Annotated in this window: 13 protein-coding genes; 4 read left to right on the plus strand and 9 right to left on the minus strand. The window is 34.7% G+C overall.

The window, feature by feature from the left end:
* Positions 1-44 precede the first annotated feature (44 nt).
* The 6 genes from HHU12_RS25780 to HHU12_RS25805 form a co-directional block, all read right to left on the minus strand.
* Positions 45-260, minus strand: coding sequence for a hypothetical protein (locus HHU12_RS25780; RefSeq protein ID WP_169659619.1), 216 nt, complete (start codon positions 258-260; stop codon positions 45-47).
* Between the two features lie 198 nt (positions 261-458).
* Positions 459-1,655, minus strand: coding sequence for an outer membrane protein assembly factor BamB family protein (locus HHU12_RS25785; RefSeq protein ID WP_169659620.1), 1,197 nt, complete (start codon positions 1,653-1,655; stop codon positions 459-461).
* A gap of 292 nt (positions 1,656-1,947) precedes the next feature.
* Entirely contained in the window at positions 1,948-3,069 is a 1,122-nt protein-coding gene (locus HHU12_RS25790) for a toxin-antitoxin system YwqK family antitoxin (protein WP_169659621.1), read from the minus strand.
* A 261-nt stretch (positions 3,070-3,330) separates the two neighbouring features.
* Positions 3,331-4,164 (minus strand): Cof-type HAD-IIB family hydrolase, encoded by an 834-nt coding sequence (locus HHU12_RS25795; RefSeq protein ID WP_169659622.1) that lies wholly within the window; start codon positions 4,162-4,164, stop codon positions 3,331-3,333.
* 362 nt (positions 4,165-4,526) lie between these two features.
* A complete protein-coding gene (locus HHU12_RS25800; RefSeq protein WP_169659623.1) occupies positions 4,527-5,909 on the minus strand; it encodes a hypothetical protein in 1,383 nt (460 codons plus the stop codon).
* The gene (locus tag HHU12_RS25805) at positions 5,909-7,303 is read right to left on the minus strand and encodes an NADase-type glycan-binding domain-containing protein (RefSeq protein WP_169659624.1); all 1,395 of its coding nucleotides are present in this window, start codon (positions 7,301-7,303) and stop codon (positions 5,909-5,911) included. The genes HHU12_RS25800 and HHU12_RS25805 overlap by 1 nt, the downstream gene beginning before the upstream one ends.
* Before the next feature lie 411 nt (positions 7,304-7,714).
* On the opposite strand from HHU12_RS25805, the gene HHU12_RS25810 reads away from it, so the two are divergent.
* From HHU12_RS25810 to HHU12_RS25820, 3 genes are all read left to right on the plus strand, one after another.
* Positions 7,715-8,302, plus strand: a complete 588-nt coding sequence (locus tag HHU12_RS25810) for a BspA family leucine-rich repeat surface protein (RefSeq protein WP_169659625.1) — start codon at positions 7,715-7,717, stop codon at positions 8,300-8,302.
* A 412-nt stretch (positions 8,303-8,714) separates the two neighbouring features.
* Entirely contained in the window at positions 8,715-9,296 is a 582-nt protein-coding gene (locus HHU12_RS25815; protein WP_169659626.1) for a hypothetical protein, read from the plus strand.
* 255 nt (positions 9,297-9,551) lie between these two features.
* Positions 9,552-10,841, plus strand: coding sequence for a hypothetical protein (locus tag HHU12_RS25820; RefSeq protein WP_169659627.1), 1,290 nt, complete (start codon positions 9,552-9,554; stop codon positions 10,839-10,841).
* Between the two features lie 197 nt (positions 10,842-11,038).
* On the opposite strand, the gene HHU12_RS25825 is transcribed toward HHU12_RS25820, so the two are convergent.
* A complete protein-coding gene (locus tag HHU12_RS25825; protein ID WP_169659628.1) occupies positions 11,039-11,956 on the minus strand; it encodes a vacuolar protein sorting family 37 protein in 918 nt (305 codons plus the stop codon).
* 129 nt (positions 11,957-12,085) lie between these two features.
* Between HHU12_RS25825 and HHU12_RS25830 the strand changes: the two genes are divergently transcribed.
* Positions 12,086-12,376, plus strand: coding sequence for a DUF3817 domain-containing protein (locus HHU12_RS25830; protein WP_169659629.1), 291 nt, complete (start codon positions 12,086-12,088; stop codon positions 12,374-12,376).
* A gap of 534 nt (positions 12,377-12,910) precedes the next feature.
* Here the strand turns inward: HHU12_RS25830 and HHU12_RS25835 are convergent.
* Entirely contained in the window at positions 12,911-19,084 is a 6,174-nt protein-coding gene (locus HHU12_RS25835) for an Ig-like domain-containing protein (protein ID WP_169659630.1), read from the minus strand.
* Between the two features lie 434 nt (positions 19,085-19,518).
* Positions 19,519-23,673, minus strand: coding sequence for a hybrid sensor histidine kinase/response regulator transcription factor (locus HHU12_RS25840; protein WP_169659631.1), 4,155 nt, complete (start codon positions 23,671-23,673; stop codon positions 19,519-19,521).
* Positions 23,674-23,679: the final 6 nt, after the last annotated feature.

A 23,679-nucleotide genomic window follows, 5' to 3' on the forward strand; every position in this document is an offset into this window, starting at 1 on the left:
GAAAAACATTACTATAAATGTGGTAATTTTAGTAACGGATGTAGCTAGATCAACCTAAAATAGCCATCACCCAATTTTTTTGCTGATTCTTCAATCTCCTCAATGGAATGATTAATTTCTGTAGTGTCTGTCTGCACCACTTCTTCTGTTTGATTGAACGATTCCTTACTTTCTTTAGTGTTTTCTTGGCTACCTGAAGAAGAAGATCCGCATCCATACAATAAAAAAAGTGCCCCAAGAAGTAGATAAAATTTATTCATAGCGTATATATAGTCAATGTATAAGTATTTATGATTATAGGGTTATTAATACTTATATCTGTAAAACAACTGTTTAATGTAAAAAGAAAATTTAATATCTATAAAAACAACGGTATCTAATTTATTTAAAATCAGATACCGCTATAATTAATCATAAAATATACTTTTTTTAACCTACACAATTGTATAAGATAAACCTTATATAGATCTTTTATCAAGCTTTAATGCATAAATAAATCCATCGGAATCACCGAAATAAAGAATGTCTTTATCAATGATTGGTGTGGATAAAATTGAACCCAGGTCTAAAATTTTCTTTTCAGCCCCTTCCACATCTTGACCGTACAACTCAAAACCATCGTGAAAATGATCCTTCTTATCGAATACAGTATAGTAGTTCTTTTGACTTCCATACGTCTGAAAGATCTCTTTCAACTTTCCTTTTGAGGTTTCGATTTGATAAAACTTCCCATTGAAACAGCCGAAGTAGATATTGTTTTCATATTGGATCGCTTCACCGTAAATACGCATATTTAATGGGTAAGAGGCTACTTCAGTGCCATCGATAGCAGACAAGCTACAAAACCTATGTGAATCTGAGGTACCTACGTGAATCACATCATCAATAACCAAAGGAGCTGCAATTACCCAACTACCTTTTTCTTTTCTATTCCAGACTCCTCGACCCGTTTCCGTATTCAGTGCATAGACATTGTAATCTCTACAGCCAAAAATGACTGTATTATTCTTGTACAAAGATGCTCCTTTCTGAATTCCACCAACAGGGAAATAAGCATCACCTACTGTCTTAAATTTCCAGATCAAACTTCCGTTTTCTTCATTGAGAGCATAAAAGTATCCGTCAAAACTACCAATGAAAACTTTGTTGTCATGAATCAATGGAGTAGCATGTACAATCCCCTCTGTTTTATATTTCCATATCAACGTTCCATTTTTGGGATCAATAGAATAAACATGTCCGTCTCCGCTGCCAATTACTAATCTTCCATTATTAACAACAGGAGAGGACAGGAAATAATCCCAGATGTCTTTACGCTGTTCACCTTCTGTTTTGAATTGCCACTGTAGAGCTGCACTCTGTTTATCAAGTGCATAAATCACTCCATCGGTACTGTTGAAAATCACAGAATTTTCATACAAGAGTGGCTGTGATTTGATTTCTCCTTCGGTCTGAAATTTCCATTTCAACTGCCCCTTTTCCTTGTCTAAGACATACAAACAAGAATCGTTACTCCCTATATAAAGGTTATGTTCATCGATAACAGGCGATGAATACACTCTTCCTTGGGTTTTAAAACCCCATACTAAGGCATTTTGCCCATAGAGAGAAGAAGATAAGAGAGTGAGTAGTAGTAGTTTACAAATTTTGTTCATTTGTTTATTATTTATTACTGAAGTATTTATTTAAAAGTCTAGCTAATAGTGTTTTAAGTGCAATTTAGTTAGATATTTGGATTAATCTACAGAAAATTAAACTTTAGTTTAATTTAAAATTCAAAACCACCAAAGATAAGATGTTGAAAGTAAGGTACAACCAATATATAGAAACGTAGACAACCACACAAAACATTGATAATGAAGTAAATATTGATATTTATAGGTAGTTCCCTAAAAGTTAAACACTCTCCTTTTTCAAAGTAGAAGGTATCAAAGCATATCGCTATTACTAAAGGTCATCATTTGTTTTATAGATCAATTTATTCGTTTCTTTATCAAGTTTTCCCTCTTTAATCATGGTTCCATCTTCTTTAAATGAAGCATGATAGATAAGCTTATCATTTTGGTAAATTCTGTGGATTTTCAATTGACCTGATCGGTACCATTTTTTACTGTCACCTTCCTTTATTCCTTGCATATATGTTATGAGTGTTTCTAATGTATCAGTGTTCTCAAAATAAAAGATTTCCTGCCCATCTAATCGTCCATTTTTATAAAACTTTTTGCTATAAATCCTTCCTTCTTGTTCCTCAGAAAATTCTAAATAATCACCCTCAGGCTTTCCATTATTATAATAACATTCTAGTTCTTTAAAACCATTATCATAGAAAGACTGATATTGACCATTTCTACGTCCATTAGTATATATACATACCGTTTTTACTTTTCCATTTTTATGAAACTCCTGATACTTCCCTACTTTCTTCTGACCTTCATAACGCACTTTTTCTTGTAACTGACCATTATTATAATAAGTCAATTCATCCCCCATTCTTTTACCTTCCTTGTATTCTCTCTCTACAAATAATTGATTGTTTTTATTGTAATAAAAGTACTTCCCATCCTTCAAACCATTGATGTAATAGATCTTTTCTTTGACATTTCCATCATCGTAATACTTAATATACTCCCCTTCTAGCTTTCCATTTTTAAAATGAGATTCTTCTTCAATGTTCCCATTTTCAAAATAGTAATAACTATTACCTTCTGGAATTCCATTTTCATAATGTCTTAAGTAACTTAATGTGCCATCATCATAATATCTTTTATGATCTCCAGATAATTTTCCATTCTCGAATTTTTTATCAGAAATAACAATTCCTTCATTGGTAAACTTTCTGAAAACCCCATGTTTTACCCCTTTATCATAGGTTTCAATTCTATAGATCAGATGATTATCCTTGATGGATTTAAAGTAATATTTCCACTCTCCATGCTTTTCACCATTCAAAAGAGCACCTCTTGATTTCACTAATTTACTGCTTGCATAATTTACTTTTTCCACCAAACTATCACCGACTACCTGACCATAAAGCATTACAGGTGTGATGAATATTAAAAAATAGAGCAAGACAAGTTTTTTATTTTGAAAAAGCATATTGAAAATAATAAATGGGAAATCGATTATTCAAATTATAGGTTTCGTGGGAATAAAAAAATTATGGATAGTATAAAAAGTAATTCTCCCTGTTATTTATAGTCTCTCAATTATAAAAGTTATGTTGAACTTGCTGAAAAAATATGCAATACAGTATAAATAAGACGTGCACCATTATTTTAACAATGGTGCACGAGCGTTAAATGATACTCATTTAGTAATTCTAATAAAAGGTTACACCACCTCTAAATGCATTTCTGTTTTCAAGATAAATTTCTCTACCACTTCAGCTACTCCATCATCATTATTAGAAGCCACAATGACATCTGCTTTATCTCTCAATTCAGGAGTCACGTTGTCTACCCATACTCCTAAACCAGCATATTCTACCATTGATAAATCATTACCTGCATTCCCTACAGCAATAATTTGTTCTCTTTTAATGCCTGTGGTCTCCGCCAACCTTGCCAATGTAGCCGCCTTATCAATTCCTGTTTGCGTCACTTCTAAAAAGAAAGGTTTAGAGAAAGAAACACTCAGTTCTGGAAAAGCTTCTTCTAGTAAAGGCTTGACCTCTTGAAGTTTGGAAGGCTCCTCTAGCATTATACATTTCACTCCATCAAAGTCAACTGCTTTTTTGAAGTCAGTCACTTTTTCAAAATCCATTTTAGTAAGATCTATCTCCACTTGAATGTATTCTGAATGAGATTCGCTATAAATTTTATCAGATGAATAAGTGATTATATCTACATTATTTTTTGAAGCAAAATCATATAAGTCATGAATATTATTCACCGTCAGGCTTTGAGAATAAATAATACTTTCATCGACCATATCGATAAGAGCACCGCCGTTGTAAGAGATGATATATGACCCATATCGATCAAGTTCTAATTCTCTGGCATAAGAGAGCATTGCGGGAGTAGGTCTGCCAGAAGCTAATACCACTTTCACACCTTCGTCCTGTGCCTTGAGAAGCATTTCTTTATTTCTTTCAGATATGATATGATCATCCGTTAATAATGTATCGTCCATATCAAGGACTAGCATTTTATACCCTAAGTTCATTTAGATTTAGTTAATTGGAAACACACGAATAAATTTAGAATGCATAGTTACTATATTATTCTCAAAACTGATGTTAATGGATTAAAAGGTTCGTTATTAATGTTTACTTCTGTTTTGGATATGAAGAGTTTTGATGGTCGTTAGGTATGATATTTTAATAATAAGTAACTGTTCAAAATTATCTATAGCTTAAATGTATTTGAATTAAACTCAGGTTTCGTTAAAATTTTTCGCCTTAGCTATGGCTAGGACTGTAAATTTTGCCTTACCTGAGATCAATTCATTCTACATTTATAAACTATATTTAATTATGATCAGCTACTTACAATCTTAAAGCTATTTAAATTGAAATCTAAAGCACTTCACCTTATCAAATAAGGATTCCTCCAAGTCTCTTCATATTCGTTTTCTTTGAGTAGAACAGGTTTGATATTTTCTAGCCAATCCTCTTCTTTGAGCAAAATGTATTCTGCTGATAACCTCTTAATTTTGTAATCTTCAATAATTGATAGAAAACCAATTTTATTGTGCGGTGGAATATACACTAACCGGTATACTTTATCGGTTGCCTCTCCCCTAGAAATTCCCCATGGAAGTACATCGATTCCCAATTGATAGGAAATAAACTCAGCTAAGGATTTATGAGCAATAAGCAATTCTGAATTTTCTATTTCCTCAATTTTCGATAATGAAGAGCTTAAAAATGAATACTTCTTATAAGGTGGATCGTGTAGTTTGGGTTGGTAAGTAGAAAATGAAAATAATCCTATTAAAGCTGATGTTCCTATTAGTAACACTGCAGGCATTTTTCTTAACTCCACTAATAATAACGGCGAGATCACTCCAAATACAATCCAGAACCGAAAGGAATATTCTAAGGCATCCCATTTTAAAAACGGCAAGAAAAGTACACTGAGTACAATCAGAAAACTGTATTGAAAATGATCCAATTGTTTTTGGAAAAAAACACCTTTTCCCAACATAAAAATAAACAGGAAGGATACTCCCACTACGTATATTTTCCAAATTAAATTCATTACATCATGATGAGAATCTATAAAGGAAATTACGGGTAGTTGAAATGACTCCGACAATTGTGAAGGCAGTAAAACTAAAATCAGAAGATATGCTACTATTGGCAAGGCCACTAAAGTAATCGATGTCCCTTTCTCAAAATACTTTTTGAAGATACTATAAGAGAGAAAAGCCAATACATAAATTACTGCTAACGCCAAGATTAATTTATGAGATAATGCACAGCCCATAAATACAACGACACCCCAAATTACTTTTCTTTTCTCCATCATGATTAATAACAGAAGGAAAAAATTAAGTCCTATGAGGTTCTTTGTAAACTGACTTGCAAAATAGATCAACTGAGGGTTAAACAGCATGATTAACCCTACTCCAATACTCCATTTTAGTTTTTTACTTTTAGAATAAGAGAAGTAAAAAATTAGTACGATAAAACTACTGTAACTTAAAATAGTGACGACTTTATACGACAATAGATAGTCACCTATTATAAATTGAAATACAATTAAAATAGGATAAATAATATTTATTCTTGGGGAATGCAAAGCACCATGTTCAAACCAGCTTTTGGTCTGAACCATGTAAAAATAGCTGTCCCATCCCGTCGCATAGTGGGTCTGGAATAATGAAAAGCCACATAAGAAGGCACCTATTATAAATAAGAATACAGAGGTAATCGATACCTTCTTAGACTCTAAAAGATCCATCATTAGAATATTCTTATTGGTGCTAACACTTTCTGTCCTTTTATAACATCGTTGGTTATTGTTACATTATCTTGAAATATTCTTGCTGCTGAGCCTTCGGTTTTACCTTTATAAATATCTTGACTAGTAAGAGGTGTAAATTTCTTACCAAAGATTCTAATGATTATTTTATCATCTGTAATGCTTTTTATTTCCCAATTTCCATCAGCAATAACCTCACTTATTACACTACTATCATCCTCTTCATAAAAGTCATCATCATCTTCCGTTTTTTCAGTTATTTCTTCTTCTTCTCTATTATAAAACACAAATGTATTATTAGATCTTAACGATATTGATGAAGTTTGAAAAACAGTAACACTTTCATCTATAGCTTCTTTTTTCTCATCATTCAATCGTTTATCTAAAACTTTCTTCAATACTTTATGATTAAGGGCAATATTATTTTTCACTCTTTTCTCCTCTTCACCTGTAAAGATACTGATCGAAGAGTTTCCATTTTTAAGAAGAATTTCACTTATAACTAGGTCTTCGTATTTTGTACCTGCATCAGCACCTGTAATTTCTAATTCAAATTCTTTACCGGTCAAAGTTATTCCAAGATCAATCACTTGCCCCCCTTGTTCTCTGTTAATAGTGTAGCTCTTTTTTTCACCACCTTTGACTCCAAAAGTAAACGATTTCATAGAAGCATTTGCTAAAAAGTGTACATTGGAACGTTGATAGCCATTCCATATTTTTAGTTTATTTATCTGAGTTTCTTCTTCCAAAGTAAAATTGATTTTCTGGCCAACACCTAAACCTTTCACAGCTTCCGACCAAGCGCTTTCTTTTTGGCCATCGACTAAGTTATTCGATGAATAAGCAATTTCTGGCGTTAATGCACTAGATGCTTTCACCTGCCCTTTAATCAATTTTGGAGCTTTAATAGCATATGCATTTTCGTTTTCATCCAATAACTCTATTTCAGAAATGCCTACTGAATATTCTCCATTTTTGAACTGATTACTACCCCTAAATTTGATAAATAAGCTAGAAATATAATGATCAATTGTACCATAATAAACAGGACGGCCATTGCAATATTTATCATACTCTGATGTTACTTTTCCATTTTCATCATAAAGCACCACGTCATAGATGTATGTTGGGTGTGGAAAATAAATCATTATACCTTCATTCATATGAATCCCATCCATTGTTTGCCAAACAGTGGTAGTATCTCCATCAAAACAATTTAAAATATGATTCTCATATTGAGGAACCTTCGTCGTAGTGGCATAGACATTCTCAATAGTTATCGTTTGAGGATCGAAATTTTCATTTTCACTAAAAATAGAATTGGCACTAAGCAACAATGCCAACAAAGGAATAAAAAAGTAATAGTTTGTATGCATGACTTTAAGTTTAGATTATTTGAGCTTCCAATATAAGTACAAATTCAAAATTTTCTAATACTAATTCTATTATTGTTTTGCGATTACTTTCTTCAAAAAACTTTTAATAGAACCACTATTAATACGTTTTTAAGCGTTGTAATCACAAAAAAAGATAATTATCTTTTCCACTTAGACAGTCCGAACTAATGGGTAACTATAATACCCATTGAAGTATAATTTTGTGATTCGATATCTTTCAAACTGACTCAAGTTCTTAGAATGTTGCTTAATGACCATACTAAGAACAATAGATTATATTCCAACTGAAATATAGACAAAAGAATATTTTTTTATCAGATCTCTTCTCATTAAATTAGTAATACAGTAAAAGCATTTTTTACATTAACACTAATAAACTAGTCTGAACTTATGGAAAAGCAAACTACCCTTAAAGCAGCAGCTGATAAGAAAGTTGGGGATACTATTGAAATTGAAAACAATACTTATCTTATTGTAGATCGTGAAAGCCTTGATCAATACATCAAGGACGGTAAAGATTGTAAGTTTGTGATCACAACACATGTTACAGATATGAGTTGTTTGTTTAAAGATTTAAAAGATTTCAATCATGATATATCTCAGTGGGATGTATCAAATGTTACCACTATGGCTGATATGTTTTATGGTAATGAACTATTCAATCAAGACATTTCTAATTGGGATGTTTCTAGTGTAACGACAATGAATGGTATGTTTGCAAATGCTAATGCCTTCAATCAAGACCTCTCAAGATGGGATGTCAGTAATGCACAGTATTTAATTGGAATGTTTTGGTGTGCAAAATCTTTCAACCAAGACCTGTCTCAATGGAACGTTTCAGAAGTCCTAAATATGGATGTTATTTTATATGGTGCTGAAAGTTTTGATCAAGAGTTTTCTCAATGGGAAAAGATATTAGACGAGACTACCCTTAATTACCTTAAGGGATTGACCGATAAAAATAGAAGCAGCTGCTGACCACACTTTGTTGTATACACGAGGGGTTTCTTTCAAGTGAATGAAGTGTGGCTGGCAATCTTTTATCTCTCTTAGTTACATGGACTTTGTATTGAAAGATGTTATTCAAGCCCTACTCAATTGATAAATAATTTTGCAATACTAATATAAAGCAAGCATCACTATGAAACCATCTTCAAATCTATACATTCTTATTTCCTTATTCTACATATTTACTATAAACACCTCTCAAGCTCAATCACTTGCAGGTCAAACCTATATCTCTGATTATAGCATGGGTTGCGAGGGACCTAATTACCACACAATTCATCATATGTGCTTCAATTTCAAAGAAGATTATGTCAATATTTTTTATTTTTCCACTGGCTACTCTTATGGGGAGACCAAAGAAGAGAAGTGGAATTTCATTAATATGGAAATTCCAGATGACCTTGTTAGGAAGTATAGATATACCTATATAAATGATACTTTAAGAATAATTGATGAATTAGTTAAACCAAAAAAAGTTCATCCCAATTTATATACTCCTGAATTCATTCCTTCTTTTGATTTAAGCTTTTTTCTCTTAATGTCACATATAGAGGTCTCTGACAAAGTATCAGAACCATTATATGTAGCAAACGATTCAATAAAGCCTGAAAGACAAAATTATATGTTGTTTCATAAAGCCCCTAACATAACTCTTCATGATGGTAAGCAATATATTTCTTCTCCAATAAAAGTGATACTTCCAAACAGGAAAAACTACAAATATAAAGTATTAGGAAGGTTTGTTAATAATGAGTTCCTGTTAGACAGCATATGCATTAAAGAAAAATTCAGGAAAAAGTATAGTCAAGAAATTGATGATGCCTTGAGTCAAGTAAAGAAAAGAAAGTTCTCTTTTATCGAAAAGAATAATTACCTAATGATTGAATACCTGTACACAAAGGGAGTATTAAAAATAAAGAAAAAGAAACTTGTAGGAAGAGATATTTCCTTTTATCAGTTATAACCTTCTATAGTTGAGAAATTTCGTTAGGTGTAACTGGTATCCAAACTCTGATAATATGGTAGTAATATTTCCACTCTATACCTTCTGAGGTGAAAACTAACTCCGTTGTAATAAAATAAAAGCAAGAACCTGAATAAATATCAATTCCTTAACATCACGCTAAAGATTCTTAAAACAACATCTTTATCGCAGTGTAATACGTTTATGTATTTGTGAATATTATTTAACCAAAATAGCAACTATCAATTTATTATTATGACACTATTATTCTATATTATCGTCTTCTTTTGTTTTATGTATAGTGTATTATCGGTGTTCCCGAAACTACAAGAAAACTATCCTGTCTTAAATCCAAAGTTTGGTTTGATGTCCTTCTTCTTCGGCGTTTTCACCATTGCCTTATCGAGTGCGGTGATATGGGCTGAGCCAGGGTATCAATATTTTGTAACTTACCCTAACGGACAGAAGTCTGCGATCATGAGTGAAGGTTATCACTTCACATGGTTTGGTAAAGTCCAACCTTGGAGTAAGTACATTGACATCACTACAGAAGATGTAGATGATGATGACAACTCATCAATGAAACCTGTCAATATTCGTTTTATTGACCAAGTTACAGCATTAGGCTACCCATCAGTAAGAGTGCAGATGCCAAATACTGAGGAAGCATTTATTGATGTAGCGGTGAAATTTAGATCACAAGAGAACCTTGTGGCAATGACCTTAATCCCAACCATCAGAGAGCAATTGGTCAATACTGCTTATATGTATGCAGCACAAGACTATATTTCTGGTGATGCTCAATCTTTCCGTCAAACTTTTGAAGAGCAATTAAAGGATGGTTCTTATGAAGTAAGAAAAATAGAGACAGCAGATACTTTATTTGATCAAGCAATTCAGCAAGAAGTCAGAGCAATAAAAGAAATTCGCAAAAAGTATCTTGTTGAAAAAGTGGCCGATGAGAAAGGCAGGTTTAAAAGAATACCTAATGAAATTTCTGAAAACCACATCCTAATTTCTCAGGTAGTTTTACCTTCCATTGATATGGAATCTTCTTTTAAAAAGAGATTGGAGTCTCAAAGAGATGAATCTGCTAAACGTCAATTGGAAATTCAGAGAATTGAAACAGCAAAGGCTGCACAATCAAGAATTTTAGCAGAAGGTGAAAGAGATAAAGCGGAGGAAAGAGTAAAAAGAGAAAAAGAACAAGTTTCTAGTTTGATTGCCATTGAAACGCAATTAAAACAAGAAGAGACCAATAAGAAATTGGCTAAAATAAAATTTGAAACTGCTCAATTAGAAGCAAAAACAGAAAAGATTATAGCTGAAACAAAAGCTTATGCTAACAGACAATTAGTTTCTTCAGGTTTAACGCCCGAGCAAAAATCACTTTGGGAGTACCGTAAGGATTCTGTGAAATGGGCCAATATCAGTAAGATCAAATTGCCTGAGCAATATTTCTCTGGTCAAGGTAATAGCAAAGGTGGTGATTTACTTTCAACAATTATTGCAGGTCAGATTGCCACTTCAAATATGAAGAAGTAATCTAGGTAAAATCATTTGTCATTCAACTCCAACTTTAGAGTATAACACGCTTTAGAGTTGGAGTTTTTTTATTCAAAAATCATCTAGATTATTCTTGAACGATAAATTATTCTGTAATGTTCAATGACACCCACTGTTCATAATGTTAGCCATCTGCAAAGACAAATATGAACAGTGGGAAATATGGATTACAATCTTTACTTATTTTCTTTCAGCTGCTGTAGTTCATTTTTCAAGGCTCGCATTTCCTGCATCAATTCAATTTGATGAAGTGTAAGCTCTTCAATTTTCTTCAATAGTTTTAAATTCATCTCACCAAGTTCTATTCCATCCTCCTTCATTTCTTCAGCTGATGGCATTTCAGGAAGATGTTTGTTTTCAGTAATGTATTCTTGGGTTTCTTGAAGAGAAAGTAAATTATATTCAGCATCAAAAACACGATTCGAAGTACTCGAAACTTTTACATGTACATCATCACTATTGATTTTCCCGTAAACTGAAAATTTATAGTTGGGGTTGACCTTGCCAATACCCACGTTGCCTCCATACGGGTTGAATAGTATCGGATTTCTTAAGGTATTCTCAATAATAGTCATATTGGCAATTTCTGAAGTCGAACAAGCAGTATAAAAATAGCTTGAGGTATTCAAGTCATTTTCACTTTCTATTATTGGGTCAACATTATTCGAACTACTTTTCACATCCAATTTATTGGACGGTGTAAATGTACCAACTCCTAGCTTACCATCTTTGGTCAGCACCATATTAAAAGTTTCAGAAGTTGATCCTGCTTCTCTAAAGACCCATTGAAAAACAGGGTATATATCGACTCTTGAATCAATTCTAAAAGTAGCACCGGGATAAGCATTATTTTTATTGCTTGCTCTAAAATTCACATCAAAATTTAGAAGAGGTGTTGTCCCTCCTACTTCTGTGGTTAATCCCAAAGGAATAGAAGCATTAGAGAGCTGAATATCTCCATTTACATCTAATGTACTTGAAGGGTAAGGTTGATTGATGCCAACTTTATCACCTGATTGAGTGATATTTTGAGCAATTATACTATTGCATAGCGAAAAGAAAGTGATAAATACTGTAGCAATGATTTTTTTCATAAGAGTGCTTGTTTGACTTACATTGTTATTTTAAAAAATGATAACACTGACAATTAACATTAAAAATCAGTTGTAGTAAAATTATTGGTAAATTTGGCATCAATACAACAAACTTAATCACTATAAAAAATGACAGGAATAAAATTAATTCGTTTTGTAGGTCTTCTAGAAGGTATTTCTTTCCTATTAATTCTGTTTGTTTCAATGCCTTTGAAATATATCGCAGATATGCATGAACCAAATCAAATTATAGGAATGGGACATGGAGTATTATTTATTCTATATGTAGCAATTGTCTTATATATTCATTTTACTATTAAATGGGGTTATAAGAATAGTATTTGGGCATTTTTGGCTTCATTGATTCCGTTTGGAACTTTTGTAGCAGATAAGAAGATATTTAAGGAGTTTGATAAGTAAGCATTCGTAATGCTACCAATTGATATTCCTCAAAGCTTGAAAAGCTAAATAATCCGATAAAACACATCTTAATTGATGCTTTTATCGGATTATTTTTTTTGATGAAGATATTATTCAATTATTTGATTTCACTCTAAAAAGAGAGGGTCGGTTTCCTTTCAATTGTATTTCTGAATCAAACAAAATATCATAATATTCTTCTATTTAGAACTTTAGTGAAGTACTAGGACAGAAGAAAAGGGATAATTTTAGGTTAATATTTTTTATTCTAATCGAGGCAGATTTGCAGAGCATAGCCTTAGTTACGCGATAAAAATCTAACGAAGAGTAGGATAAAAAAGGTAAGATAAAATGTCCGTTTTCTTCTGTCCTAGTACTTAAGTATAAAAAAGTACATTATGAATGAAGTCATGGGCAAGTGATATTGAATCCATCAACACTTTTTTTGTCTTGATAAAGTTGCTTTATCACCTACCCATAGTTTTTAATTATGGTGCAAGAACCACCTAGTCACTCTATTCATTGTACTTTAGATTACTTAATCTGAATTTTTATGAATTCATGAATACTATTGTTATGAATATTCACGATATAAATTCCAGCTGTCAATTCACTCACATTCAATTGGTCTCCTGACTGGTAATTCATTACTTCAGATATCAAAACTTTACCATTCGTATCACTTACAGTAAACTCATAACGGCCGTTAGGTAAGTTATTGAATTGAATAAAGTCCTCTGCTGGCACAGGGTAAGCGGAGATTTTACTTCTCAAGTCGTCTGTTAATGATAAAATTGCCCCTTCTGCCGTTACTTCTACCGATGCTGTAAAACCACCATCGGCAGTTGATACGGTTATAGTTGCGGTACCAGGAGATACGGCTGTAATCATTCCTAATTCGTCTACCTTCACCACATTTTCATCTGATGTAGTCCAAGTATGGTTCAAATTAGTTGCATTTTCTGGAGCAATTGTCGCAGTTAATTGGTGCATTCCGTCAACGATTAGATCTACTGTTGATTCAGGTAATGTTACTCCTGTCACCGATATCTCTTCAACAACTTGATTGACCGTAAATACAACTTTATCTGAGAAGTCACCTTCAGTGGAGCTTGCTACAACTTCTGCTGTACCTGATCCTATAGCAGTCACCAAACCATTGTTATCAACCGTAACTACGCTTTCATCTGATGATGACCATGTGATCCCTCCTGTACATTCGCCGGTATAATCAATTGTGGCATTGACTGTAAATTTACCGTCAACATCCAACGTTTGATCTGCGTCGGTAATTGATACATTAGTTACAAGACAAGGAGTTGGAGCAGGTGCATTGACTGTAATTACAATTTTAGCTGTCAAATCGCTTTCACTTGAACTTGCTACAACTTCTGCAGAACCTGCTCCTATAGCAGTCACTAATCCATTATTATCTACAGTTACGACACTTTCGTCTGATGAGGACCAAGTAATTTCTCCCGTACAGTCTCCGGTATAATCCACTGTTGCATTCACAGTAAATGTAGCATCAATTTCTAATGTCTGATCTGCGTCAGTGATCGTTAAATTGGATACTTCGCATAGAACAACTGTAGATTGATTGACTGTAAATACTATTTTATCTGTGAAATCACCTTCAGTTGAGGTTGCTACAACTTCTGCAGTACCGGCTCCTATCGCAGTCACTTTGCCATTATTATCTACGGTTACAACACTTTCATCTGATGAAGACCAAGTAATCTCTCCCGTACAGTCTCCAGTATAATCTACTGTTGCATTTACAGTAAATGTAGCATTAATATCTAATGTTTGATCGGTATCAGTAATCGTTACATTGGATGCAACACATGATGAAGAAGGAGTAGAAATATCTGTTTTTATCAAAATGATCTTATCCAAATTCCATTGCCATTGTTGGGTCCCTGAAGCAAGAATTTTCAATACGTAATTTCCAGCATTCGTTATTTCAATACTTCCATCTGCTTTTAACTCTTGATAGGCATCCCAAGAACCATTATTCGGTACTGTTGTTACAATAGATTGCTCATTTAAAGTAATGGTCACTTCAGCATTATCATTAGGAGATGAAATCAAATATTTCACTTCATAACTTCCAGCTTCAAGTTGGATATCAAATTCTGCATAATCACCAGAATTCACCCAATTGATTCCTACGCCTTCTGCTTTATTGACTCCGAAAGGTACTTTTCCATCATCAAAAGTTCCGCCTGTTCTATCAAAATCTTCCGCTTCGATCACAATATCTTGAGTAGCGGAAGTGATCGTAAATGTAGCTGTACCAACAATGGTGTTGTCCACTTCAGAAGTAGCTGTTATATCTACAGTCTGACCTGATGCTCCTGCTTTTGCCTCCAATAGTCCTGTGGCGTCAACCATAGCCAATGCATCATTTGAAGAACTCCAGATCACTTTTGCATTACAAATACCTTCTGGTAAAACTTCCGCACTTAATTGGAGTGTTCCACCCTCTGCAATGGTTCTATTTGAAGGAAGAATAGTAATTGATGTTGGTGCCGAAGCTTCTGTAATTGTTACTTGAGAAGTTACTTCACCTAATTCTGTTGTTAAACGTAGCGTTGTTGTGCCAACAGATACACCTACCAATTGTCCATTTTCATCAATCGTTGCCACTCCTTCATCATCGATTGACCATTGTACTTGAGTTGGATCACAAGCTGTTGAAGGTGTTTTAGAGAAGGTCACTTGTACTGTTTGACAAGTGGTTAAAGCAATATTTTCCGATAAGGAAACTGAGGTTAAATCCTCACAAGAAACATCTCCATTAAATAATAACTCGAAGTGCTCTAAATTCCATTGATATGGCGTAGTACCTGAAGCAACAACCCCAACTTCATGAACACCTGCCGAAGCAATTGTAATGATTTCTGTCAATTTATACGGTTCAAAGTTATCCCAGCCATTGTTATTAATAACCGTGCTTCCTTGTAGCTGACTGTCTACATATAAATCGAGTTTCGAATCAGCAGAAGCTGTTCCTGCAAAGAAAGTTGCAGAGTAATCCCCTTCCGCTGGGAAGTAAATATGATACACTACATAGTTTCCTGTTTTTACTGCATTAATACCTTTCACTCCGGCTGTTGGTTCATAAATACCAAGTTCATCACCAAACTTCTCATCGAAATCTTCTGCTTCAATATAAAGCACATTCCCTACCGTCAATTCTAAAGAAGTCGAAACAGAAGGAGCCTCTTTTGATGTAGCCGTGATTGTCACTTTGCCTTCAGTATTCCCTGCCACAACAAGACCGTTTTCGTCAATAGTTACAAGATCGTTACTTGCTGTCCAGTTGACCTCTTTGGCATTGGTAAAATCAGGAACGAAACCCATAATTTCCATTGGTAAAGTACTATTAGGGAATACTGTTGTTCGCTTCGCTAAATGGATTTCTGTAGGAAGTACAACCACAGCTTCTGACTGACATGTGATGGTAAGGTTTGAAGTCTCCACAGCATTATCCGCATTGGCAACTCCTTTGATTTCTGCTGTTCCTGCTTTTAATCCTGTAATCACACCGTTCTCAATGGAGATGATATCAGCACCAGAAATGATCTCCCAATTCACTGATTTATCAAATGCGTTTTCTGGAATTACATCCGTTTCAATCGTTAATGTACCTCCCACTTGAACTGTTCTTAAACCATCTTTTACAGTGATTGATGTTGGTAGAATTGGAGCATCAATAGCCAACGTACTTTCACAAGTAGACAACGTCGAGCTACCATCTAATAAAGTCAGTTTTAAAGAATAATCAGTACCTATTTCAGCCAATTGATCTAACTGAATAGTGATAGGCAAGTACTGTTCTCCATTTTTAGTCAATGTCTTTTCGGCATCACCCAAAACAGTTGATCCTTTTAGTAATTCTGCCTTTACAATTCTATTCGCTAAAGCATTCACGCCGATATCAAAGGTATAAACATCATTACCGACTAAAGCTTCTTCGTACTCAAAACAATACACTTCTTCTGTACCGCTGATCATTACAGAGACATCAATATCATCCGTAAATACCGTACCTCCATTTTCAGTATCGACTACAGTTGCTGTTATTTTAGCTGTGCCACCAATGGTTAATCCTTGAATTTTACCCGTAAAAGCATCTACTTTTACAGCATTCTCATTTGAACTTGACCACACCACATCATAATTTTCAGCTCCTTCAGGAAGAACATTTACAATTAATGGAGTCGTGATATTTACTTCAGTATTGAATGTTGCACCTTGTGCAATGGAAACTTCTGTAATTGGCGTCGATGCATATGGAACTGCAGTAACTGCAACTGTCTTTACAATTGAACCATCTTCTGAAGTGGCTGTGATTGTTACCTCTCCAGCATCTGCTTTGGACGTTAGCATTCCAAACTCATCTACTGCGATTTTAGTATCATCTGATGACGTCCAAGTGATCTTTTTATTCGTTGCATTTTCAGGAGTAAAAGCTACTTCCAAAGCTTCTGACTTTCCATTCATCAAATCAAAGGCTTCATTTGTGATGGAAATATCCGTTAAAGTTACCAAGTTGGATGAATTTGAAGAACGGGCAGGTGTTGCCGACATATCAAATACTTGAAGAGAAACCGTAGTATAGGTGACTTTATTTCCGCGGATTTCAATCGTCACTTCATTGCTTTCTTGTAAATATTCTAATGGAACATCTACTTCCATGGTACCAAACCAGAAGTTTCTCGAATCCTCGTACTCTCCTCTCCAATCTGTGGTATACTCCAAATCGTTACCATTCACTGTGATATAAGCAGGCACCATCGCATTTTCAGGGAATTTACCCGAGAATCTTAAAGTTGCTTCACCTTGAGCAGGAACCACTACATTGTTGATTTGAGTGGTCATTGGTGTACGTCCCGGTACTTCTTTTCTAAATAATAAACCGCCAATTGCTGTAGTCTCGTTATTAAGCGCTACACTCATGTATTTTTCTTCAATTGATGTTTGATCCAGCACTACATCTTTTTCAAAATTGTACACTAAAATCACGGTTCCACCACCAGAAATTGTCATTGATCCCGGAGCCGTATTTAATCGCGTTTCATCTAAAGATACTCCACCTGTTGTTCCTTTATTTTCATCGAAATACATGTATCGCTTATCAACATACTGCACTTTTGTAGCTTCCGTATCAAAAATATTCAAATCTACTATTGCTTCATCAAACTGCAAGTTGTTGACGATAAGGTAGACTTTATTATTGTCTACATAAGCATCTACCTGTATATCTCTATCTGTTGCTTTTGTATCGATACGAGTTCCATCCACATCTCTCCATAGTTCATACCATTTCACAAAATCTGACCATACCCACTCACATGATGCATCATAAGCCGTACAGTTTGGATCTACTCTATCCATTAATACAGAACCGTATCTCGTCGTTACATTGCCGTTGGCATCTCTTACGTCTCCCCATTCTGCTTTTACAGGAGCGAAAGGCATAGAATAAACCACTTGAGAAGGGCGCTCCAAGAATTGCATAAACATGCCATTGAAAGGACGTAAATTCTCCCACGCTTTTCGTTCCATTTCTTGGTTATTGATCCAGCTAGAAACCGCACCAAATTCAGATAAAACAATGTCTTTTTTCTTGCCGAATTTATGGATATCATACCATTCCAACATGTCTAACATGGCTTCTACATGACCACCTGTACGGATCACACCTTTGCCTCTTTCACCTACTGACCAATCGTAAATATGAATACCATAGAAATCCATATTATCACCACAATTGTCAATAAAGCCCTGCCACATCACATCCCATTGATACCAATCCTTTGTTCTCGTATCATTGACTGTTGAAGCCGTCATTTCTTGCAAATAAGGCATAAGGTCATCAGAGAACCATTGCTCATATTGATTATCTGCCACTCTGTTGATTCCATCTTTCCAATAGAAATCGTGCATACCCCAAGTCATACCGCCAATTTTTGGAGCTTTATCGCCCAAACGGTTTTTCACTCCTTCAGCTACAAGGTTGTGGTATTCCCAAAGTTTCTCTTGGCTACTTGCATAAATCCAGCTTTTTCCGCCGACCATCATCTCCATATCAGGCTCGTTGATCACTTCCCAATAATCGGGTAACGGTTCTCCTTTTTCACCTGAAGATTTAGCAAAGTAATGATCAAGGTACTCCGTTACCCACTCGGCAGAAGTTTCTACCTCTAAAGGTTGCCAACCGTGCCACGTTTTACCCCTTTCTCCCCAGTCCAATGTTGGATAAGTAGGGTGAGGATTTGTCCCCTGAATCATGAAACCTTTTCCTTCGTATTGTTTCGCATTCAGTTTACTTTCATACCAGTTTTTTAGCTCTTCAGCTTTAAACTTCATTGCTGACACATCAGGCTTGTTGGGGCGGTTAGGATCTTCTGGCGTATCAGAAAACTTCCAGCTAGCAGCACCATTATCTCTTCCCCAATACACATCGAGGTCATTGATAAAATAGTCGAGTTTGTCTTCTTGCCCGTCCCAATCTCTTTCGGTGGCTGCAGAGTGGACAGTAATGTGCCTGTCTCTCCCAAAATCCGATATTCCTTCTACAGAGTGCACCATGTTTAGGTTCACATCTACCTGTACGTTTTGAGCCGAGACTCCAATAGAAATAAAGAAAAAGAGGAATAGAAAAACACTTCTTGTAAAAGTCGTTTTAATCTTCATAATAACAATTCATTTCAAATAAAAAATTCAGTGTTTAGTTCTAGAAAAGAGGTTTTTGAAAGAGGGGAAATAGATATTTCAATCACTAAAAAAATCCCCCCCAAAAAAGCTATTTTCATCATGTTCAAACTTAGAATTTTAGGCAGATTTACACCCTAGGTATTTGATACGAATAGCATAGGCATTCACACTTTAAGTGTATAAAAGACTCATTTTTATATATTTACGAGAAGATTATTTGTTTTTGGTGAGGTGTTTTGTGAAGGATGGTTGTATATGGTTTTTATGGTGGTACTTGAGCCACAAGGCATTGTTGCTCTACAAGACGACATCTTTTCAATTTAATAATTCAGTGCATTGAAAAGATACTTGTAGAGACACAATGCTTTGCGTCTCACGAACCACAACACGCCCCATTTTTCTTAATCTTTATACTAAACTTTCCTTTCAACTTCCTGCACAAATTCAGATGGGCTGACACCAAATTTTTCTTTGAAGCGTTTTCTAAAAGTTCCTAGATCAGAATAGCCTACTTTCCAGGTTACTTCAGAAATATTGGTGTTGCCATTACGGAATAATTCTGCGGCGTGCTTTAAGCGAATATTGCGGATAAATACTACAGTAGTTTCCCCTGTTAGGGCTTTGATTTTTTTGTTTAAATGATTTCTCGACAAACCATATTCGACTGCTAATTTATCGACATTAAATGAGGTATCATCAAGGTTGTTTTCAATGATGGAAAGGATCTTGTTTATGAACGCTACATCAGGGGCAGTTTTGGAGATTAAGGAAGGATTAATTTTAATTTCTCTATCAAATTTTTCTATTAAACGCTCTCTATTTTTAAGAATGGAAAAGGCCATTGAGTACAACACATTTTGATCGAATGGCTTTGAAACATAAGCATCCGCTCCTTCCATTAAACCTTCAATTTTATTTTCATTGGTACTTTTAGCGGTCAATAAAATAACGGGAATGTGAGAGACTTTTAAATCATTCTTGATGGTATGAAGCAGTTCCAAACCATTCATTTTAGGCATCATGACATCGCTAATCACAATATCCGGCAGGTGTTCTACACATTGCTGGTGTCCTTGAAGTCCATCTTCTGCTTCAATCACACGATGGTTTTTATTAAAAATAGAAGCAATAGTGGCTCTCAACTCTTCATTGTCTTCCACTATCAGAAAAGTATATTTATTAGAAGAAGTCAATAATTCATCTTTTATGGTTTCGATGGAAAATCTTTGTGGTGCCTCTTCAATGTACATTTCCTTTGAAAGCTCTTCTGTTATCGTTCCCTCATTGATTTTAGGGAGATAAACCTTAAAAGTAGCTCCTTTTCCCTCTTCACTATCCACTTCTATTGTTCCATTATGTAGCTCCACTAAGTTTTTAATTAAGTTCAACCCAATACCACTTCCATTTCTGTAAAACTTATTCCTCTCTGACTTTTGAAAATACCTCTTGAACAAGTGTTGCTGATCATTTTCATTAATACCAATACCAGTATCGGATACTTTAATCAAAACCTTATTTTGGAAAGACTGAATTGCCAAAGTCACCACACCCTTTTTAGGTGTAAATTTGATGGCATTGGACAATAGATTATTGACAATTTTTTCGAGAAAGTCAGGATCAAATGACATGTTTATTTCATCCTGCTCCGCTGTAAATTGAAGTGTCACTTCCTTATTTTCTGCCAAAGGTTGAAAGCCGTCAAAGATTGTATTGATAAACTTTACAATATTGATGGATTGCATGGAAAGCTGAATTTTATTTTGCTCTAGTTTTCGAAAATCTAGAATCTGATTGACCAAGCGGAGCATTAAATCAGCGTTGTACTTGATTATTTTTAATTGTTGATTTCTCTCGTTAGCCGTTAAATCAATAGCGTTGATTAACCGGTCTAAGGGAATGGTAATTAATGTCAGCGGTGTTCTAAATTCATGTGAGATATTGGTAAAAAATCGAAGTTTAGATTGAGCCGCTTCCTCTGCATTTTTCTTTTCCAATTCAGCAATAAACACCTCTCTTTTTTGCTTTCGAATACGATTATAAATTGTAAAGATGAAACCGCTAAGAAATACAAAACAGCAACCATACAAAACTAAAGCCCAAACACTCAATAAAGGGTGCCTAGCAATATTAATTTCCAATACTATGGGTTGGTCTAACCACACTTCATCACTATTTGCCGCATTCACTTTTAAGGTATACTTCCCTGCGGGGATATTGGTATATTTCGCCTGTCGGCTATCATTTCTTGTGACCGTCCATTTTTCATCAAACCCTTCTAACTTGTATCGAAACTTCACTTTGTGCTGACTATTGAATTGAAAGGCTTCAAAAGAAAGTGTAAAGCTGTTTTGGGAATGACTAAGATTGATTTTATCTGTATGTTCAATGCTGTTTTTAAGAATGACCCTCTGACCATATTTTTTATTAGGTGCTATCGTTTCATTTAAGATTTGAAGTTCTGAAAAGTACAAATTGGGTCGAGTACTATCATTTACAATTTGGGAGGGATAAAACGTATTGAGACCATTGACACCTCCAAACAGCATTTGCCCATCTTTACGTCTGCAACTCACCAAATCTTCAAATTCATTGGCCTGAAGTCCATCCGATTCATAGTAATTGACAAATTTATGAGATACTGGATCGTATTTGATCAATCCCTGATTACTGCTAAGCCATAAACAGCCTTTCTCATCTTCCTCCATTGACTTGATGGAGTTACTCACCAATCCTTCTTCGGTAGTGATGGCGTTAAATACTATTCTTTTATCCTCCTCTATAGCATCAAAATGTATTAATCCTCCCCCTATCGTTCCGATCCAAATTGTCCCATTCTTCGCTTCAAAAATCTTAAGGAGGTATTCACTAGGAAGGTCGTATTTCGTTTTCCCTTCCCTAAACGTATAGATTTTGGGATGCTGTTTAGGTAACTCTTCTTTCGGAAGAAAATTCAACCCTTTATCTGTTCCTATGAATAGATTTCCATTGGAATCCAATAAAATACTGCGTATAATATCTGACGTCAACCCTCCATTCTCCTTATTGGAATCAAATTGTTGAGCACTTCTTATTTCTCCATTTTGATTGGTTTCCAGTCGCCACAACCCTTCGTTATAAGTGCCTAACCATAAAACAGAATCGTTTTGAACTTCAATATCAAAGACAAATCCTAATTGTTTGGCTAAAGGAGATTGAGGCAACAACTTCATTGTATTGGGGTCCAATGCCACTAAAAAAGTAGGAAAAGTAGTCCCCAACCAAATTAGCCTATCTCTAATCGTTGAAAGAGGTAAATGCTGTTCTGCAATGGCATAGACCCTGTTATTCCCAACGGGATAGTTTTTCACTGAAAGCTGTCCAAACCCGTTTTCATAGTTGTATTTGTTCTTCCCGATAAGATAATTGAGACCACCAATTTCAGTCCCTATCCAAAGGTTTTGCTTACTATCCTCGAAAATTGCTTTGATATGATCATCAAATAAAGAGTTCTTATTGGTCTGCTGATAATGTTCAAACAGGCGGTTGGGATCGGAGATACAATATACACCACCTCCCGTAGTGGCCACCCAAACTTGATTTTTATCTATACTAATTGAAGTGACAGGATGATGAGATTTGCCATTATTACTAGACGTTTGAAAGTGCTTTAAAAGCTGTAATTGTTGTTGGTGATAAGTATAAGCAAAGACGCCTTTTCGATTACCTACCCATAATACACCATCTTGATAAGCAATCGTCTGACCTGAATTATAAGTTAAGTCTCTTAGATAAAATTCCGATTGATTATTACGTTTCAATAAGGAAATAAACTCACCTGAAGTAATGATTTGCTCTTCGCAATAAGTCATATCAGAAACATTCCCTGAGGTTTTATCATAGTCTATCAAATGTAAATCTTGAAGACTGTTATTGATTCGAACTAACCCCGTATTTAACCCCAGCCAAATCTCATTGCCCTTCCCTTTAAAAATAGTTTGCACCACCACTTGATGTAATGAGTGATCAATTTCTGACAAAGGAATAGAAGTACTCCCTTTGATTTTATCATTTTCATCATCCAATTGAACTCTAATTAAACGGTCCCAATTCCCAATCCAAACACAATGATCATCAATTAAAAAAGAAGAAATATCGTTCGTCTCTATTCTGTAATCCTCTTCACTCTCCATCGTATAATTGGTAAACTTCTCTTTCTTTATATCCAATTTAGAAAGTCCTTTCCCAAAAGTCGACACCCATATATTCCCCCATTTATCTTCAGTAATTTTCCGAATCATATTACTGCCAATCGTATTTTCCGACTTTCCGACTCTATATATTTTACTATCAAGACCATTGTACCGAACCAATCCATCGGAAGTAGCCAACCACAAAAAACCTTTGGAATCTTTGAATACATCCCTAATATCTAATTGAGCTATATCCTTCACTTTTTTGATCTCATAATTTAATTCCTGAACGGAAGATGCATACCATCTTTGACTTATTGAAAAATGTAGTAACACAATAAAAAGAATATGATTTTTAGAGAAGTTGAATTTGGCTGAGGTGAAATAATTGGAGATCATAAGTTA

Source organism: Flammeovirga aprica JL-4 (genome assembly GCF_012844305.1).
Lineage (GTDB): Bacteria > Bacteroidota > Bacteroidia > Cytophagales > Flammeovirgaceae > Flammeovirga > Flammeovirga aprica.

Excerpts from the sequence above, each read along its gene's own strand:
- HHU12_RS25800 (WP_169659623.1), bottom strand. The coding sequence starts at position 5,909 with ATGATGGATCTTTTAGAGTCTAAGAAGGTATCGATTACCTCTGTATTC.
- HHU12_RS25835 (WP_169659630.1), bottom strand. The coding sequence starts at position 19,084 with ATGAAGATTAAAACGACTTTTACAAGAAGTGTTTTTCTATTCCTCTTT.
- HHU12_RS25820 (WP_169659627.1), top strand. The coding sequence starts at position 9,552 with ATGACACTATTATTCTATATTATCGTCTTCTTTTGTTTTATGTATAGT.
- HHU12_RS25785 (WP_169659620.1), bottom strand. The coding sequence starts at position 1,655 with ATGAACAAAATTTGTAAACTACTACTACTCACTCTCTTATCTTCTTCT.
- HHU12_RS25795 (WP_169659622.1), bottom strand. The coding sequence starts at position 4,164 with ATGAACTTAGGGTATAAAATGCTAGTCCTTGATATGGACGATACATTA.
- HHU12_RS25805 (WP_169659624.1), bottom strand. The coding sequence starts at position 7,303 with ATGCATACAAACTATTACTTTTTTATTCCTTTGTTGGCATTGTTGCTT.
- HHU12_RS25840 (WP_169659631.1), bottom strand. The coding sequence starts at position 23,673 with ATGATCTCCAATTATTTCACCTCAGCCAAATTCAACTTCTCTAAAAAT.
- HHU12_RS25825 (WP_169659628.1), bottom strand. The coding sequence starts at position 11,956 with ATGAAAAAAATCATTGCTACAGTATTTATCACTTTCTTTTCGCTATGC.
- HHU12_RS25815 (WP_169659626.1), top strand. The coding sequence starts at position 8,715 with ATGGAAATTCCAGATGACCTTGTTAGGAAGTATAGATATACCTATATA.
- HHU12_RS25780 (WP_169659619.1), bottom strand. The coding sequence starts at position 260 with ATGAATAAATTTTATCTACTTCTTGGGGCACTTTTTTTATTGTATGGA.
- HHU12_RS25810 (WP_169659625.1), top strand. The coding sequence starts at position 7,715 with ATGGAAAAGCAAACTACCCTTAAAGCAGCAGCTGATAAGAAAGTTGGG.
- HHU12_RS25830 (WP_169659629.1), top strand. The coding sequence starts at position 12,086 with ATGACAGGAATAAAATTAATTCGTTTTGTAGGTCTTCTAGAAGGTATT.